This window comes from Rhodospirillales bacterium (genome assembly GCA_016699855.1).
In the GTDB taxonomy this organism is placed as follows: Bacteria; Pseudomonadota; Alphaproteobacteria; order Reyranellales; family Reyranellaceae.
The window spans coordinates 964074-981242 of the sequence record CP064988.1 but is presented as its reverse complement, the minus strand read 5'-3'; the positions used below and the strand labels follow the sequence as shown (position 1 = coordinate 981242).

The window sequence follows — 17169 nt, the reverse complement described above, 5'->3', positions numbered from 1 at the left end:
GCCGTCACTCCGCCGGATGCGGCGCCGCGCCGGCCGGGGGCGCCTCCGCCGCGCCGCCGCCGTGGGCCGCGCGCTGCCGCGCCAGATAGGTGTAGGCCGTCGGCACCACGAACAACGTCAGCAACGTGCCGAGCGTCATGCCGCCAACGATCACCCAGCCGATGGCTTGGCGGCTCTCACCACCGGCGCCGGTGGCGAGGGCCAGCGGCACGGCGCCCAGCACCATCGCGCCGGTGGTCATCAGGATCGGCCGCAGGCGCAGCGTGGCGGCGTTCTCGACCGCCTCGCGCTTCGCCATCCCCTGCTCCTGGAGCTGGTTCGCGAACTCGACGATGAGGATGCCGTGCTTGGTGATCAGGCCGATCAGGGTGACCAGCCCGATCTGGCTGTAGACGTTCAGCGTGTTGCCGGTCAGGTACAGCGCCAGCAGCGCCCCGGTCATCGTCAGGGGCACCGTCAGCATGATGATGAGCGGGTCGCGGAAGCTCTCGAACTGCGCCGCCAGCACCAGGAAGATGAAGACGAGCGCCATGAGGAACGTCATGTAGAGACCGGCGGACGACAGCCGGAACTCGCGGCTCGGGCCGTTGTAGTCGATGCGGATCGTGTCCGGCAGGGCGCGCGCGCCCTGGTCCATGAACTTCAGGGCGTCGCCGAGCGCGCAGCCGCCGACGAGGTTGGCGGAAACGGTCGAGGCGCGCATCTTGTTGAAGTGGTTGAGCTCCTTCGGGGCGACGGTCTCGTTGTAGGAGATCAACGTGGCGAGCGGCACCATCTGCCCGGACCGGGAGCGCACGAAGATCTCGTTGAGCTGGTTGGGCCGCGTGCGGTCGGCGTCGGCGACCTGCACCATCACGTCGTACTGCTTGCCCTCGCGCTTGAAGCGCGTGACCTGCCGCCCGCCCATCATGGTCTCGAGCGTGCGTCCGATCGTGTCGACCTCGATGCCGAGGAGCGCGGCCTTCTCGCGGTCCGGCCGGACGCGGAGGTCGGGCTTGTTGAGCTTGAGGTCGCTGTCGAGCGCCGTCAGGCATGCGTTGGTGCTCGCGATCGCCATCAACTGGTTCGTTGCCTGGTCGAGTACCTCGTAGGGCTGCGTCGTGAGCAGCACCATCTGCACGGGTTTGTCGCTCGTCTTCAGGCCGAACGAGGGCGGATTGATCGGGAACGCCCGCACGCCGGGAATGCGCTGCGCCAGCGGCCTCGCCAGCTCGGTGATCCGCTGCTGCTTGACGGTCCTCTGCTCCCAGGGCTTCAGACGCGCGAACGCGAGGATGCGCGTGACGTCGGGGAAGCCGACGATGACCAGCAGGCGCTCGACGTTCTCGCTGATCTCCGGACGGCCCTGGGCGGCGCTGTTGAGATAGACGTCCTCGAGGCGCTTGGCGTATCCGACCGTGTAGTCGAGCGTCGAACCCTCCGGCGCGAAGCCCAGGTTCGACACGCTGCCGCGGTCCTCGGACGGCGCGAGTTCGGACGGGATCATGCGGAACAGGACTCCGGCGGCGCCGGCCACGACGAGGCCCACGACGATCACGGCGGGACGCACGAGCAGCGTCCAGCCCAGCAGCCGCCGGTAGCCGGCGTTCATGCCGTTGATCACGCGTTCGCCATAGGTGTAGAACCAGCCGTGGCTCGTCTGGTGCTTCAGCAGCTTGGAGCACATCATCGGCGTCAACGACAACGCGATGAATCCCGAGACAATCACCGAGCCCGCCAGCGTGAGCGCGAACTCGGTGAAAAGCCTGCCGGTGCGGCCGGTCTGGAACGCGATCGGAGCGTAGACGGCGGCCAGTGTGATCGTCATCGCGACGATCGCGAAGGCGATCTCTCGGGAGCCCTTGAGCGCCGCGGCGAAAGGCTCCATGCCCTCCTCGACGTAGCGGGCGATGTTCTCGAGCATCACGATGGCGTCGTCGACGACCAGTCCGATCGCGAGGACCATCGCGAGCAGCGTCAGCGTGTTCACCGAGAACCCGAGCACCAGCATCATCGTGAAGGTGCCGATCAGCGACACCGGTATCGTGACCAGCGGGACGATCGTCGCGCGCAGGGACCGCAGGAACAGGAAGATGACCAGCGCCACGAGCACCGCCGCCTCGCCGATGGTCCGGAACACGTTGGCGATCGAGCGGTCGATGAAGACGGTGCTGTCGTAGGCGATCTCGGCGCTGATGCCGGCGGGGAGGTCGGCGAGGATCTGCGGCAGCCGCTTCTTGGCGTCTTGGGCCACGGTCAACGGATTAGCGGTGGACTGCTTGATGATCCCGACGTTCACCGCCGGCTTGCCGTTGAACCGGCTGATCACGCGCTGGTCGCGCGCGCCCAGCTCGGCGCGCCCGACGTCGCTGAGGCGCACGAGGTATCCATCGTTGTCGCGGAGGATCAGGTCCTCGAACTGGCGCGGCGTGCGGAGGTCGGTCTCGGCGAGGATCGTGAACTCACGGTCGGCGCTTTCGATCCGCCCGGACGGCACCTCGACGTTCTGCCGGCGCAGCGCCGACTCGACGTCCTGCACCGTCACCCGGTACGCCGCCATCCGGACGCGGTCGAGCCAGATGCGCATCGCGTAGGTGCGCTCGCCGAAAACCCGCAGCTGCGACACGCCGTCGATGGTCTGCAGCTGGTCCTTCACGAACCGGTCGATGTAGTCCGTGACCTCGAGCTGCGGAATCGTGTCGCTGACGAACGAGATGTACAGGATCGGCGTCGCGTCGGCCTCGACCTTGGCGATCACCGGCTCGTCGATCTCGGTCGGAAGGCGCGCGCGCACGCGGCTGACGCGGTCGCGCACGTCGGCGGCGGCGGAATCGACGTTGCGGCTGAGGCGGAACTTGACGGTGATCTGGCTGCGCTCGGCGCGGCTGAACGACGTCATCAGCTCGATGCCGTCGATGCCGTAGAGAGATTCCTCGAGCGGCTGCGTGACCTGGCTCTCGACGATCTCGGCGGAGGCGCCGCGGTAGGTCGTGTCGACCGTCAGCGTCGGCTCGTCGATGTTCGGGTACTCGCGGATCGACAGACGCTGGTAGCTCACCAAGCCCAGCAGCGTCAGCGCCAGGCTCATGACGGTGGCCAGGACCGGCCGGCGGATGGAAATCTCGGGAAGTCTCACGTCGAACCCTCCGGCCGCTCAGCCGCCGCGCCCCTGGCCGCCGCCGGGAGCGGGGCCGGGCGTCTTGGCGGTCGACGGTGCCGCCGCGCCGCCGGGCTTCTCCGCCTTGGAGCCGGCGGCGGGCGGGGCGCCGCCCGGCGGCCGCGTCCCCCCGGCCGGCACGATGGTCACCCGCATGCCGGGATTCGACAGCTTCAGATGGCCAGCCGTAATCACCACGTCGCCGGGCTTCAGGCCTTCGACGATCTCGACCTCGCCCTTGTCGCGCTGGCCGGCGCTGACGAAGGTCGGCGTCGACCTGCCGTCGATCACGCGGTAGACCTGCAGACGGTCGCCGACCGGCACGATCGCCTGCTCGGGCACGAACAGCGCGTTCTCGCGGGTCGACAGGGTGAGCGCAACGCGCGCGAAGACGCCGGGCCGCAGGACAGCGGCGGCGTTGTCGACCTGCGCGCGGATGACCACCGACCGGCCGGCTTCGTCGACCAGCGGATCGATCGCGTAGACCTTCCCATCGAACGCGCGGCCGGCGAAGGCGTCGACGGTCAAAGTGATCGCCTGGCCGACCTTCACCGCGGCGAGGAACGTCTCGGGGACGCGGAAATCGACCTTCAACGGATCGATCTGCTCGAGGTTGACGATATCCGCGCCGACCTGGAGGTAGCTGCCGATCGACACCTTGCGCAGCCCGACCACGCCGTCGAACGGTGCCGTCAGCGAGAATTTCTCGACGCGGGCCTTCGCGAGCTGGACGGCGGCCTCGTCGCGCCGCAGCGCCGCGCGGCTTTCGTCGACCGCCTTCTCGGTTCCGGCCTGGCGGGCGACCAGCGACACGGCGCGCTCGTAGTTGGCGCGCGAAAGCGCCAGCGCGGCCTCGGCCTGGGCCAGCGTCGCCTCGTCGATCGCGGCGTCGAGCCGCACCAGCACCTGGCCCTTTGCGACTTTCTGCCCTTCGGTGAAGTTGAACTCCTTCACCCGGCTGGCGAGTTCCGGCCGGATCATCACGGATTCAAACGAGCGGAACGTTCCCACCGCGAGCACGGTCCGCCGGCTTGTGCCGACACGCGCCTCCGCCGCCTCGACCAGTACCGGCGGCGGCGCCGCCTTCGGCACGGCCCCCCCGGTCTTGCCACCGCCCGCCGTCGAGGCTGTGAAGCCGCCGGCACCGGGGCCGGCGTTGAACCACCACCAGGCGCCGCCGAGGGCGCCCGCGAGGAGGGCGAGAGAAGCAAGCGTCACGCTGTGGCGCATTGGAAGGAAACCTGCCGACGGAGGCGCAACACGCCACCGTCATCCCTGCGGTGTCGTTGTTGGTCGCAGTCTAGCGTGAAATGGCTGCGCATACAGTGAAATATCCGATCCTCGGCCGCGGAATTCGCCGCTGTTTCCGGGCGGTTACCGCGCTGCGGCGACATCGCGGGCGGACGTGGCGTCGTCGCGTGCACCACAATATGTTGTAGGCTCGCGCCGATCGCGCGGCTCGGCCCGTTGGACAGGATTGAACCGCCCCTATGATACGCCCGATGTACGACTGGGTGATCCGCTTGGCCGGACACCGGCACGCGCTTCCAGCGATGGGTACCGTCGCCTTCCTGGAAAGTTCCTTCTTCCCGATTCCGCCCGACGTCATGCTGGTGCCGATGGTGCTCGCGGACCGCCGCAAGGCTTTCCGGATCGCCGCCGTCTGCACGGTGGCGTCGGTGCTGGGCGGCCTGCTGGGGTACGCGATCGGCTACTGGCTGTTCGAGACCGTCGGGGCCTGGGTGGTGCGCCTGTACGGCTTGCAGGCGGGCATGGAGAGCTTCCGGGAGGGGTTCGCCCGCCACGGGATGTGGATCATCCTCGTCAAAGGGCTGACCCCCATCCCCTACAAGCTGGTGACGATCGCGAGCGGGGCGGCGCATTTCGACCTCTTCACCTTCGTCTGGGCGTCGATCCTGACCCGGGGCGCCCGCTTCTTCCTGATCGCGGCGCTGCTGTGGCGGTTCGGCGAACCGGTGCGCCGGTTCATCGAGCGCCATCTGACGCTGCTGACCTGGGCGTTTCTGGTCGCGCTTGTCGGCGGCTTCGTGGCGTTCCGGTACATTTTCTAAGGCGGCCGCGTGGCCGCGCCACTCCCGCGACACAGTCCGACCGGCCATATTGGCGTCATGAGCCGACCGATCTTCCCGACCACCCTCGACCACTGGGCCGGAGCCACGCTGGCGGCCAGCTTCGCGCTGCTGCTGGGCGCGCTGGCGTTCCAGCATGTCGGCGGCCTGCCGCCGTGCCAGATGTGCTACTGGCAGCGCTACGGGCATCTCGCGGTGCTGGCCTTCGCGTGGGGCGCGCTGCTGCCGGTCGCCACCCCGGCCCGCGTGGCGCTGCTGGCGTTGGCGGGAGTGGCGTTGCTGGCCACGGCGGGCATCGGCGCCTACCACGCCGGCGTCGAATGGAAGTGGTGGCAGGGCCCGGCCGGTTGCAGCGCCACGTCGGGCGTCGGCAAGTCGCTGGAGGAGTTGCGCCGCATGGTGCTGGGCACGAAGATGGTGCGTTGCGACGAGATCCCGTGGTCGCTGCTCGGCCTGTCGATGGCCGGTTGGAACGCGCTGATCTCGGCCGCGCTCGCCGCGGCGGCGCTGACCGGCGCATGGCGCTGCGCGGCGCGCGCCTGAGGAGCTGGCGATGGACACGCCTCCGACGCCGCCCGTCAACCACCGCCGCACGGCCGAGGGCTGGCAGCCCGGCGATCCGACACCGCGACAGTTCGTCGAGCGCGTCGTGCGAGTAGACCAGGCCGGCGAGTTCGGCGCCGTGCGCATCTACGAGGGCCAGCTCGCGGCGCTGCGCTGGGCCGGCCGCGGCGCCACGCCGGCGGCGCGCAAGATCGAGCGCATGCTGGCGCAGGAGAAGCTGCACCGCGCCGAGTTCGACCGCGCGCTGGTGGCGCGCCGCGTGCGGCCCACGGCGCTGACGCCGGTGTGGTCGGTCGCCGGCTTCGCGCTGGGCGCCGCGACCGCGCTGATCGGCGACGAGGCGGCGATGGCCTGCACGGTCGCCGTCGAGGAGACGATCGACGTGCACTACGCCGCGCAGCGCGACCGGCTCGGCGACGACGAGGCCGAACTGCGCGACACCGTCGAGCGCTTCCGCCGCGAGGAGGTCGAGCACCGCGACGAGGCGCTGGCCAGCGGCGCCGAGCGGGCGCCCGGCTACGAGCTGCTGACCGGCGCGGTCAAGGCCGGCTCGCGCCTGGCGATCTGGTTGTCGACGCGGGTCTGAGCGGGCGCCTCACTTCGCGAAGTAGCCGCCGTCGACCACCATCTGCGAGCCGGTCACGAACGCCGACTCGTCGCTCGCGAGGTAGAGCACGGCGTTGGCGATGTCGCGCGGATCGCCGAGGCGTCCCAGCGGCTCGCCGTCGGTCATCGCCTGGCGCGCCGCGCCGGGATCGCGCGACGCGCCGATGACGCTGTCCAGCATCGGCGTCTGCATGTAGCCGGGATGCACCGAGTTCACGCGGATGTTGCGCTTGAGCAGCGCGAACTCCAGCGCCGCCGCCTTGGTCAGCAGCGTCACGCCGCCCTTGCTGGCGCAGTAGGCCGAGGCGCCCTCGGCGATGCCGACCAGGCCGGCGACCGAGGAGATGTTGACGATCGAGCCGCCGCCGCGGCGGCGCATCGCGTCGGCGCCGTGCTTCACGCCGAGGAAGACGCCGTCGAGGTTGACGGCGTGGACGCGGCGCCACTGCTCGAGCGTGAGCTTGTGGATCCACGCGCCGTCGGCGGTGCCGGCGTTGTTGACGACGACGTCTAGTCCGCCGAACGCCGCCTCGGCCGCGGCGACGGCGCCGATCCAATCCTCCTCCGACGTCACGTCGAGCTTGCGCGACATCGCGCGCCCGCCGGCCTTCGTGATGCCCGCGACGACCGCCTCGGCCGGCTCGAGGCGGATGTCGGCGACCACCACGGCGGCGCCTTCCTCGGCGAGGCGCTCGGCCGTCGCCTTGCCCAGTCCCGACGCCGCGCCGGTCACCAGCGCCACCTTGCCCGCCACGCGATCGCCCATCTCGTTCCCTCCGCTTGTCGCCAGTCCGGCGCGCGCGTCGTCCGGAGCGCTGCGCGTCGTCTATCCGGAATACCTGTCATCGCGGCTGTCGCGACGGATCCAAGGGCGGCGCCTGGATCTCTCGCCGCGTTCGGACTGACAGTCGCTGTCCCCATCGGCACGCGCGTGGGCGTCCGCATGGCGCCGAGCGCCGCGTCAGACCGGATCGAGCTCGCTGTCCCAGTACAGGTAGTCGCGCCAGCTCTCGTGCAGGTAGTTCGGCGGGAACGCGCGCCCGTTCTCCCGCAGCTCGATCGAGTTGGGTTCGTAGGGCGCGCGGATGGGATGCATGTGCGCCTGGTGCGGCAGGCGGTTGCCCTTCACGAGGTTGCACGGGCTGCACGCCGTCACGACGTTGCGCCACGTCGTGTGGCCGCCCTTTGAGCGCGGCACGACATGGTCGAACGTCAGGTCGTGCGCCGGGAAACCTTCGCCGCAATACTGGCACGAGAAGCTGTCGCGCAGGAACACGTTGAACCGCGTGAAGGCCGGCCGGCGTTCCGACGGCACGTACTCCTTCAGCGCGATGACGCTGGGCAGCTTCATCTCGATGCTGGGGCTGTGGATGCGCCGGTCGTACTCGGCGACCACGGCGACGCGGTCGAGGAACACCGCTTTGACGGCGTCCTGCCAGGACCACAAGGACAAGGGGAAATACGAGAGCGGCCGGAAGTCGGCGTTCAGCACCAGCGCCGGACAGGATTCAGGCGCCGGAGACATCGCCGGTACTCTGCGCGACCAACCGCGTGTATGCAGTTTCGCTCGTCATGGGGCCGGATAGTGGCCCAAAGATCGGCGCCGCACAACATCTGGAAGCGCCCGCGGCGCGGTCGGCCGAGGCCGCCGCGCGGCGGGTCGTCATCGGCGCGTCACGTCGGTGTGGACGCCGCCGCGGCCGCTATTCGGCGGCGACCTTGAGTTGGGTCGGCACCGGCTCGCCGGCGAACAACGCCGCGCGCGCCTGCTCGTACTCGGCGGCGAGACGGTCGACGATCTCGCCGGCCGGCGGCGCGTCGAAGATCTGGCCGACGCCCTGGCCGGCGCCCCAGATGTCGCGCCACGCCTTGGTCTTCATGTTGCCGCCGGAGCCGAAGTTCATCTTGCTCTTATCGGCGCTCGGCAGGTTGTCGGGATCGAGGCCGGCGGCGGCGACGCTGCGCTTCAGGTAGTTGCCGTGCACCCCGGTGAAGAGGTTGGTGTAGACGATCTCCTCGCCGCTGCTCTCGATGATGCAGTTCTTGTTGCCGTCGCTGGCGCCGGCCTCCTTCGAGGCGGTGAAACGCGTGCCGATGTAGGCGAGGTCGGCGCCGACCGCCTGGGCCGCGAGGATCGACGCGCCGTTGGCGATCGAGCCCGACAGCAGGACGCAGCCGTCGTAGAACTGCCGCACCTCCGGCACCAGCGCGAAGGGCGACAGCGCCCCGGCGTGGCCGCCGGCGCCGGCGCAGACGAGGATCAGCCCGTCGACCCCGGCCTGCAGCGCGCGCTTGGCGTGCTTGACGTTGATGACGTCGTGGAACACCAGCCCGCCGTAGCTGTGGGCGATCGGCACGACGTCGTCCGGCGCGCGCAGCGAGGTGATCTGCACCGGCACCTTGTACTTGGCGCACATCTCGACGTCGTGCTGCAGCCGGTCGTTGGACCCGTGCACGATCTGGTTGACGGCGAACGGCGCGACCTTCTTCTCGGGGTGCTTGGCCTGGTACTCGCCGAGTTCGCCGGTGATCCGCTTCAGCCACTCCTCGAGCATCTCCTTCGGCCGCGCGTTGAGCGCTGGGAACGAGCCGATGATGCCGGCCTTGCACTGGGCGATCACCAGGTCGGGGTTCGACTGGATGAACAGCGGGGCGCCGACGGCGGGGATGCGCAGTTTGCCTTGCAGGGCGGCGGGCAGGGCCATGGTGGGAACTCCGGTGTCTTGGATGGTTCTGGAACGGTGCCGCCGAGTCCTAGCGCTTCACGGCGGCGGCGGCGAGGGGCGGGCGACGGCAGTTTCCGCCGTGCGGATCACGTCGCCGCCGGCGTGCCACCCTTGCAAGCGTGGTAGAGCGTCTTGCGGGACGGCGGCGCGACCACGAATAGCTGGACGGCGGGTCGGTCCGGATAAGCGGCGTACACGGTCCCGCCCGGACCGCGCCGGCGTCCTATGGGAAGCCATCCCCGTCTTCGTCGCGAAAACCGCAGCTGATTTTCGCGCGCGGCGCACTTCGATGGTCCGCGTTTTGCCTTCGGCCCTCTCCGCCGCGCCAGCGGGGGAGAGGGAAGGGGCCCGCGCGCAGCGCGGGAAGGGTGCGGCGGTGGCGGTGGAATCGACGACGCGTGACATCGGCGCTCGGCGTCGCTCCTGCGACATGTTCTACTGTACCGCGACCACCTCGCCCTCCCATGCTTCGCATGGGCTCGACCCTCTCCCCCACTTCGTGGCGGCGAGGGATTTGGATCGCCAGAGCCGCCCGTCACAGCGGCCCGGGGCGCCAGTTGCCGTGGAAGCCGGCGGGGACGCGGTGCGAGAGATGGGCCAGCGCCACCGGGCCGGCGCCGACGTCGGTCGCGTCGAACACCGCGAGGTCGCTGCGGTTCTCGGCCGCGCGGTAGACGACGCTCAGCACCCAGCCGTCGCCCTCGGCCGCCGACTCCGAGCGCGGCACGAAGACCGGCTCGCCGGCCGCGTCGCCCAGCGCTGGCAGCCACTGCGCCGTGCGACCGGTGCGCAGATCGACATGGCCGAGGCCCTCGCCGGCGCCCCGGTCGCGGCCCGCCTCGGTGACGCGGCCCAGCGCCATGTAACCGTGGCGGTAGTCGTTCATCGCGAAGCGCTCGTCCAGCCTGGGGAACTCACCCGGACGGTCATCGAGCGCCTCCTCGCGGTAGGTATCGGTGTTGCCGGCGAGGTCGAATGTCCAGCGCACCAGCGTCGCCACCGGCTGGGTCGCGGAGGACGGCGTGCCGTCCGGCCGCGGGAACAACGGCGCCACGGGATATTTCATCATGTCGCAGACGATCCGCCCGTCGGCCGTCTCGAACGCGTTCATCGGGTGGAACACGTAGCAGGCCTCGCCGGTGAACCAGCGGATGTCGGCGACCGATCCGTCGCGGCGCATGATGCCGATATGCGCGCCCTTGTCGGGCTCCCACGCGAAGGCCGGCGCGCCTTTCATCGCCCGCTCGATCGACCCCGTCAGCGGGAACACCGGGAAGATCACGTGGTTCGCGGTGACGACGAAATCGTGGATCATCGACGGGTAGGGGCCGGCGAAGCGCTCGCGGCGTTTCAGCGCGCCGTCGGCGCCGACCACGATGTAGTCGATCTCCGGCGTGAAGCGTCCCGCCGCCGAATAGGCGAAAGCCACCATCTCGCCGTTGGCCGGATCCATCTTGGGATGCGCGGTGAAGCGGCCGACGCCGCCGTCCCAGTCGCGGTAGCCCTTCGCCATCAGCGTCGCCGGATCGACCTCGAACGGCGCGTGCGCCTCCTCCAGCGCCAGCAGCCGGTCGCCGTGCCAGACGACGTTGGTGTTGGCGATGGTCGAGTCGAAGCCCCAGTGCTTCTGGTCGGTCCAGCGGGGATTGCCGAAGGCGCCGATCAGCGCCTCTCCGGCGGCGTGCTCCAGTTCCCATTTCGGCGTCCGGACCCAGCGGTTCTTGTAGGAAACGCGGCCGTCCTCGACGTGGAAGGCGTGCAGCATGCCGTCGCCGGCGAACCAATGGTGGAAGCCGCGCGGCGCGAATTGCGGGTTGGGGCCGTTGCGGTAGAGCGTGCCGAGGAGGTCCTTCGGAATCTCGCCCGTCACCGGCAGGTCGGCGGCGTCGCATTCCATGTGCAGCGGCGCGTAGTAGCCGCGCAGGAACGGATCGTCGGTCGGGAACGCCTTGGCCATGTCGTCCTCCCGTCATGGGAACGTGGCGCCAGTGCGCCGATATCGTTAACGGTAACAGTGTGAATTTATAAAATCAAGCGCCCGTGCGGCGGATTTCCACAGATCGGTCGACGGTGCCGTCCACCGCGTGCCGGAACGCGCCGGGCCGGCCGCTGGCACCACCGCTGAAAGCGCGCTTAGCTGCGCCATTGGGAATCTGGCTTGATCGGTCGGCCAGGACGGACCGGACGGAGATTCACCGCGATGCTCCCGGAGCGCGTGGAGACGTTGATCATCGGCGGCGGCCAGGCGGGCGTCGCGATGAGCCACATGCTGACGCGGCGCGGCCTTCCGCATCTCGTGCTCGAACGCCGCCGGATGTTCGAACGTTGGCGCAGCGAACGCTGGAACGGGCTCATGTTCCAGTTTCCCAACTGGGCGGTGAGGCTTCCGGAGTTCCCGTTCCCCTACCTCGATCCCGACGGTTTCGCGACGAGCGCGGCGATCGTCGCGTATCTCGACGCCTACGCCGCCGCCGTGAAGCCGCCGATCCAGTGCGGCGTCGCCGTGAACCGTCTGCGACGCGATGGCGCCGGCGGGCGTTTCGTCGCCGAGACCTCCGCCGGCGGCGTCACCGCCACGAACGTCGTGGTCGCGACCGGCCCGTATCAGCGGCCGGTCGTTCCCGGGCCGGTGGCGAAGGCAATCGACCTCTTCGAGGTCCACGCTAACGCCTACAGGGGTCCCGACCAGCTCCCGGCCGGCGCGGCCCTCGTGGTCGGCTCCGGTGCTTCCGGCGCGCAGATCGCCGACGAGTTGCTCCGTGCCGGCCGCCGCGTCTATCTATCGGCCGGGCGGCACAAGCGCATGCCGCGGCGCTATCGCGGCCGCGACCTGTTCCGCTGGCTCGGCGATATGGGGATCGACCGGACGCCGGTGGCGCAGCGCGGGCCGGACGCGACCCTGCCGCTGATCACCGGCGCCTATGGCGGCCACACCATCGATCTGCGGGAGTTCGCGGCGCGCGGGATCACGCTGCTCGGCCGCTTGCGCGGCGTGGAGGATGGCGTCCTGCGCTTCGCCAGCGATCTCCGCGACAGCCTCGCCTATGGCGACGCGGCGTACGACGCCTTTCTGCTGCGGGTGGACGAATTCATCGAGCGCGCGGGGATGGACCTCCCTGCGGAACCCGAGGCCCGCGACTGACCGGCCGATCCGTCCTGCGTCATCGAGCCGATCGACCGTCTCGACGTCCGCGCGGCCGGGCTCGGCGCCGTGGTCTGGGCGACGGGCTACACCGTCGATTTCAGCTGGATCGACCTGCCGGCGTTCGGCGCCCAGGCGGCGAGCCCGCGCATGTCGATGGCGTCGCGGCCGTGCCCGGCCTCTACTTCCTCGGCCTGCCGTGGCTGTCGACGATGAGCTCTTCGTTCCTGTCGGGCGTCGGCGACGACGCCGCGCGGCTCGCCGACCACATCCGCGCCGCCGGCCGACCGTCGTGACGACGGCGCCCGCCGCGGCGAAAAGTTGAACGTCGACCATGCCGCGGACGCCAGAGACGGGCCGGACGACGGTGCGGACGATCGTCTGGACGGCGACGGCGATGACGTGCTTCGCAGCCAACTCGCTGCTGTGCCGGCTGGCTTTGGCGCAGGACCGGATCGACGCGGCGACCTTCACCACGCTGCGGGTCGTCGCGGCCGCGTTGACGCTCGGCCTGGTGGTGTGGATCGAACACCGCCGCCTGCCGCGACTGGCGTGCGTCAAGCCGCTGTCGGTGGTCGCGCTGCTGATCTATCTGGTGTGCTTCTCCTTCGCCTACGTCCGGTTGGAGGCGGGCCCGGGCGCCCTCATCGTCATCGCCGCCACGCAGTTCACCATGCTCAGCGTCGCGTTCCACGAAGGCGAACGGTTCAAGCCGGCGCAGTGGATCGGGCTGGTCATGGCGGTGTCGGGCTTCGTGTACATGGTGTTGCCCGGCGCCAGCGCGCCGGACCCGGTCGGCGCCGTCCTGATGGCGGCATCGGGCGCGGCGTTCGGGTGGTTCTCGCTGCTCGCGCGCGGTGTCGACCATCCCGTCGAGGCGAACGCCGGCATCTTCCTGTGATGCCTGCTGCCCGCCGCCGCGGTGAACCTGCTCGGCGCGCCGGTTTTCAAGGTCACGCCGACCGGTCTCTGGCTCGCCGCGGCGTCGGGCGCCGTGGCCACCGGCTTCGGCTACGTCGCGTGGTACCGCGCGCTGCGCGGCTTGTCGGCCGCGCGCGCGGCGACCGTGCAGCTCTCGATGCCCGTGCTGGTCGCCGCGGGCGGCCTCGTGTTCCTGTCGGAGCCGCTCACCCTCAGGCTGCTGGTCGCGTCGGCCGCGATGCTCGCCGGCATCGCGCTCGTCCTGGGACAGCGCGCCGCGCGCTGACGGCGTTTAGGCCGAAGTCTGCTCCGACGGCGCGGCGTCGAGGCGGCGGCAGTAGAAATAGCCGCCGATGCCGACCGCGAGGATCAGCAGGCCGCACATCAGCTCGGTCGTCGTGGCGCCGAACCACTCGAAGAACCACGTCGCCGACAGATTGAAGAACAGCATCGAGCCGGCCATCACCACCAGCCGCAGCCGGAACACCCGGGCGATCTCGGCGCCGCGGTAGGCGGTCTGCATGCGCGTGACCATGGGGATGAAGAAGAACGGCCCGCCGAAGCCGGCGATGGCGGCCGCAAGCATCATCGCCGGCAGCATCGCCGCCGGCGGCAGGGTCCATGCCGCGACTGCCAGCAGCGCGAAACCCGCGCCCATCGCGACGTAGCCGAGGAACATGGTCGAGAGCGGCCGTTTGAAGCGGGCGCTGCCGGCCACGAGGTTGCCGCTGACGTCGCCGACGCCGCAGGCGCCCATGATGAAGGCGTAGGCCGCCAGCCCGTCGATACCGAACAGGCGGGGATCGTGCTCCTTGACCATCAGCGCGATGGCGAGCTGCAGCGCCACGCTCCACGGTCCGTTGACCAGGGCGTTGAGCACGAGCTGCATGCCGATGATGCGTTCGCGCAGGATCAGTCGGGCGCCGTCCCTGACCGCCTCGAACGCGCCCCACAGGCCGGCGGTCACGCGCAGCCTGGGCGCGTCGGGATCGACGAGGCGCTGGCGCACGGCGTGCACGGCGAGGCCCGACAGCAGGAACCCCAGCGCCGTGACCGACAGGAAATGGATCACCGGCACGATCAGCTCGAGCAGCGCGGCGATGATCGGGCCGACCAGCCGCGCCAGCCGCCACGTCGCGTCGAACAGCCCGTTGACGGCCTGCAGCGCCGTCCGGTCGCGCACCAGCGTCGGCACGGTCGATTGCAGCGCCGGCGTGAACACCATGCGCAGGCCGGCGAGCCCCATCACCGACAGCACCAGCAGCGGAATCGACACGCCCCAGATGTAGTAGCCGGCCACCGGCAGGATCGCGAGGGCGGCGCTCCACAGCTTGGCGCCGACCATGGCGCGCTCCGGCCGCCAGCGGTCGATGATCGAGGAGCCCAGCAGGCCGACCACGAACATCGCGCCGTACTGCGCGGCGTTGACCAGGGCGGCGAGATTGCCGGCGGCCTCGACGGCCAGCCACACCACGGCGACGCGGAACACGTCCTCGCCGATGGTCGAGGCCGCCAGTCCCGACCACATGGTCGTGACGGCGCGGTCCTTCAGCGGCCGGAAGATCGCCAACATCAGCCGCCACCGACGCGCTTCTCGAGCACGACCTCGTAGTCGGCGAAGCCGGCCTTGCGGTAGGCGCGGATGGCGGCGGTGTTGGCGGCCAGAGAGCCGAGCCGCAGCCGCGTCACGCCGAGCGCGCGCAACCGCCGCTCGGCCTCCGCCAGCAGCAGACCCGCGACTCCCCGGCCGCGCGCGGCCGGGGCGACGTAGGCGTCGGACACGTAGCCGAAGACGTTGGAATCGGCCGTCTCCGCCGGTGTGTCGCCGCGCTCGACCCGGCAGGCGATGAATCCGACCGGGCCGTCGTCGGCGACGGCCAGCACGATCGAGCCGTCCTGGTCGACCGTCGCGCGCTCGATCGTCGCGAGATAGGCGGCGGCCATCGCCGCGCCGGGCAGCCGCGTGTCGTGCAGCGCGCGCTCGTGGTCGTTGAGCGCCGCGACCGCCTCCAGCAGCCACGCGCGGTCGGCGGCGGTGGCGTCGCGCAGCGCGGGCCTCAGCGCGTCCACACCCCGGAATCCTTGGAGGTGAGGCCGATCGAGCGGTAGGCGGCGTCGACCAGCGGCTGGCCGCGGCCGTTCATCAGCAGGCCGGGGCCCATCAGGTTCATGGCGTAGCCGAACGACAAGCCGTGGGCCGGATCGGCGAAGCCCAGCGAGCCGCCGGCGCCGACATGGCCGAACGCCGCCGGTCCCATGATGACGCTGTCGCAATCCTCGCCCCACAGCGCGGCGGCGGCGCTGCGCCGGCGGTTGTCCATCGACTTCATGTAGCCGAGCGCGAAGCGGGTGGGGATGCGCAAGGTGGCGTCGTCGTGCGTCGCCATCGACACCTCCCCCATGCGGGCCAGCGCCGTGGCGTCGACCAGGCGGACGTCCCCCAGCGCGCCGCCGTTGGCCAGCGGCGCGTAGAGGCCGGCCAGCCCGCGGGCGTTGGTGACGCCGTTGGCGGCGCCGATCTCGGCGGCGTGGCCCTCGCGGCTGTTGGCGCCGCCGGAGCGCCATTTGCCGTTGTTGAAGAAGAACAGCGAGGCGATGGAGTCGCGGCGCTTGAGGTCTTCCATGAACGGCGTCTTCGCCTCGGCCGCCTTGTAGACGTAGGGGATCACCGGCGCGACGCGCGGCTCCACGGCCTCCGGCAGGCCGATCCAGAAATCGAGCCCCAGCGGCTGGGCGATCTCGCGCTGGAAGAACGTCCCGAGCGAGACGCCGGCGACGCGGCGCACCATCTCGCCGGCCGTCCAGCCGATGGTGAAGCCGTGGTAGCCGTTGCGCGTGCCCGGCTGCCAGAACGGCGCCTCGGCCGCGAGCCGCTCCGTCCAGTAGTCCCAGTCGTAGGAGCGCTCCGGCGCCACCGGCGCGCGCAGGGCCGGCACGCCGGCGGAGTGGTCGAGCATCATGCGCGTGGTCACGCGCTCCTTGCCGTTGCTCCCGAACTCCGGCCACAGCTCGACCACCGGCGCGTCGAGGTCGAGCAGGCCGCGGCTGGCCAGGATGTGGGCGCAGGTCGCGGTCGCGCCCTTGGTGCAGCTGAACACGGTGGCGACGGTGTCGCGCGTCCAAGGCCGGCGTGTCTTGGAATCCGCCAGCCCACCCCACAGATCGACCTTGGTCTCGCCGCCGAGCGTCACGCACACCGAGCCGCCGACCTCGCCGCGGTCGCGGAAATTGGCGAGAAACCGGTCGGCGACGGCCTCGAAGCCGGACGCGACCACGCCTTCGACGACCACGTCGTCGCGGATCCGCTCCTTCAACGCCGCGGTCATCGTCCGCCTCCGAGATGGCGCGCGAGGAAGCGGGCGCATTTCTCCAGCCCGCCCTGGTCGATGCCGTGGCCGACCCCGCGCGAGAGATGGGTCTCGACCGCGACGCCGTTGGCGGCCAGCGCCGCCTCGGCGCGGCCCATCGCCGCCGCCGGCACCATGTCGTCGGAATCGCCGTGGACCAGCAGCACCGGCGGATGCGTGCGGATCTCGTCCTTCAGGATCTCGGCGCCGGGCAGCAGGCCGGAGAATCCGACGATGCCCGCCAGCGCGCGCTTCCGTCGCAGGCCGACATGCAGCGACATCATCGTGCCCTGCGAGAAGCCGACCAGCGCGGTCTCGCTCTCGGTCAGGCCATATTCCTCGAGCAGGCCGTCGAGGAAAGAATCGACGAACGGCGCCGCGCCGCGCACGCCGGCCAGCATCAGCGCCGGATCGAGCCGCGAGATCCCGAACCACTGGTAGCCGTACGGGTTGCCGTCGCACGGGTAGGGCGCGTTGGGCGAATGGAACGCGGCGTCGGGCAGCAGCGGCCCGAGCGGATCGGCAAGTCCGATCAGATCGTCGCCGTTGGCGCCGTAGCCGTGCAGCAGCAGCACCAGCCGCTTGGGTCTGCCGCCGGAGGCGGGCGGCCGCGACGGTCCTTCGAGGTCGAACATCG

Annotated in this window: 13 protein-coding genes and 2 pseudogenes; 5 read left to right on the top strand and 10 right to left on the bottom strand. The window is 70.5% G+C overall.

What is annotated here, in order from left to right:
• Positions 1-4: 4 nt before the first annotated feature.
• Positions 5-3115, bottom strand: coding sequence for an efflux RND transporter permease subunit (locus tag IPK81_04640; GenBank protein QQS13532.1), 3111 nt, complete (start codon positions 3113-3115; stop codon positions 5-7).
• 18 nt (positions 3116-3133) lie between these two features.
• Complete coding sequence (locus tag IPK81_04635; GenBank protein ID QQS13531.1) at positions 3134-4366, bottom strand: efflux RND transporter periplasmic adaptor subunit; 1233 nt, start codon at positions 4364-4366, stop codon at positions 3134-3136.
• A gap of 260 nt (positions 4367-4626) precedes the next feature.
• Between IPK81_04635 and IPK81_04630 the strand changes: the two genes are divergently transcribed.
• Genes IPK81_04630 through IPK81_04620 form a run of 3 tightly spaced genes read left to right on the top strand, consistent with a single transcriptional unit; the run spans position 4627 to position 6376 of the window.
• A complete protein-coding gene (locus IPK81_04630; protein QQS13530.1) occupies positions 4627-5208 on the top strand; it encodes a DedA family protein in 582 nt (193 codons plus the stop codon).
• Between the two features lie 57 nt (positions 5209-5265).
• On the top strand, positions 5266-5769 hold the full coding sequence (locus tag IPK81_04625) for a disulfide bond formation protein B (GenBank protein QQS13529.1): 504 nt from the start codon (positions 5266-5268) through the stop codon (positions 5767-5769).
• A 10-nt stretch (positions 5770-5779) separates the two neighbouring features.
• The gene (locus tag IPK81_04620; GenBank protein QQS13528.1) at positions 5780-6376 is read left to right on the top strand and encodes a demethoxyubiquinone hydroxylase family protein; all 597 of its coding nucleotides are present in this window, start codon (positions 5780-5782) and stop codon (positions 6374-6376) included.
• Positions 6377-6385: 9 nt separating this feature from the next.
• Here the strand turns inward: IPK81_04620 and IPK81_04615 are convergent, their stop codons facing one another.
• From IPK81_04615 to IPK81_04600, 4 genes are all read right to left on the bottom strand, one after another.
• Entirely contained in the window at positions 6386-7162 is a 777-nt protein-coding gene (locus tag IPK81_04615; protein ID QQS13527.1) for a glucose 1-dehydrogenase, read from the bottom strand.
• Positions 7163-7357: 195 nt separating this feature from the next.
• A complete protein-coding gene (locus IPK81_04610) occupies positions 7358-7921 on the bottom strand; it encodes an HNH endonuclease (protein ID QQS13526.1) in 564 nt (187 codons plus the stop codon).
• Positions 7922-8099: 178 nt separating this feature from the next.
• Positions 8100-9101 (bottom strand): nitronate monooxygenase, encoded by a 1002-nt coding sequence (locus IPK81_04605; protein QQS13525.1) that lies wholly within the window; start codon positions 9099-9101, stop codon positions 8100-8102.
• Between the two features lie 556 nt (positions 9102-9657).
• Positions 9658-11079 (bottom strand): carotenoid oxygenase family protein, encoded by a 1422-nt coding sequence (locus tag IPK81_04600; GenBank protein QQS13524.1) that lies wholly within the window; start codon positions 11077-11079, stop codon positions 9658-9660.
• Positions 11080-11322: 243 nt separating this feature from the next.
• Between IPK81_04600 and IPK81_04595 the strand changes: the two are divergent.
• Positions 11323-12560 (top strand): annotated as a pseudogene (locus IPK81_04595) (NAD(P)-binding domain-containing protein).
• Between the two features lie 38 nt (positions 12561-12598).
• Positions 12599-13471: pseudogene (locus IPK81_04590) on the top strand (DMT family transporter).
• A 6-nt stretch (positions 13472-13477) separates the two neighbouring features.
• Here the strand turns inward: IPK81_04590 and IPK81_04585 are convergent.
• Genes IPK81_04585 through IPK81_04570 form a run of 4 tightly spaced genes read right to left on the bottom strand, consistent with a single transcriptional unit; the run spans position 13478 to position 17167 of the window.
• A complete protein-coding gene (locus IPK81_04585) occupies positions 13478-14758 on the bottom strand; it encodes an MFS transporter (protein ID QQS13523.1) in 1281 nt (426 codons plus the stop codon).
• Positions 14758-15255, bottom strand: a complete 498-nt coding sequence (locus tag IPK81_04580; protein QQS13522.1) for a GNAT family N-acetyltransferase — start codon at positions 15253-15255, stop codon at positions 14758-14760. Before IPK81_04580 ends, IPK81_04585 begins: the two co-directional genes overlap by 1 nt.
• Positions 15243-16511 carry a beta-lactamase family protein gene (locus IPK81_04575; GenBank protein QQS13521.1) on the bottom strand — a complete coding sequence of 423 codons (1269 nt, stop codon included), beginning with the start codon at positions 16509-16511 and terminating at the stop codon, positions 15243-15245. The genes IPK81_04580 and IPK81_04575 overlap by 13 nt, the downstream gene beginning before the upstream one ends.
• Positions 16508-17167 carry a dienelactone hydrolase family protein gene (locus IPK81_04570; protein ID QQS13520.1) on the bottom strand — a complete coding sequence of 220 codons (660 nt, stop codon included), beginning with the start codon at positions 17165-17167 and terminating at the stop codon, positions 16508-16510. Before IPK81_04570 ends, IPK81_04575 begins: the two co-directional genes overlap by 4 nt.
• Between the last annotated feature and the right edge of the window lie 2 nt (positions 17168-17169).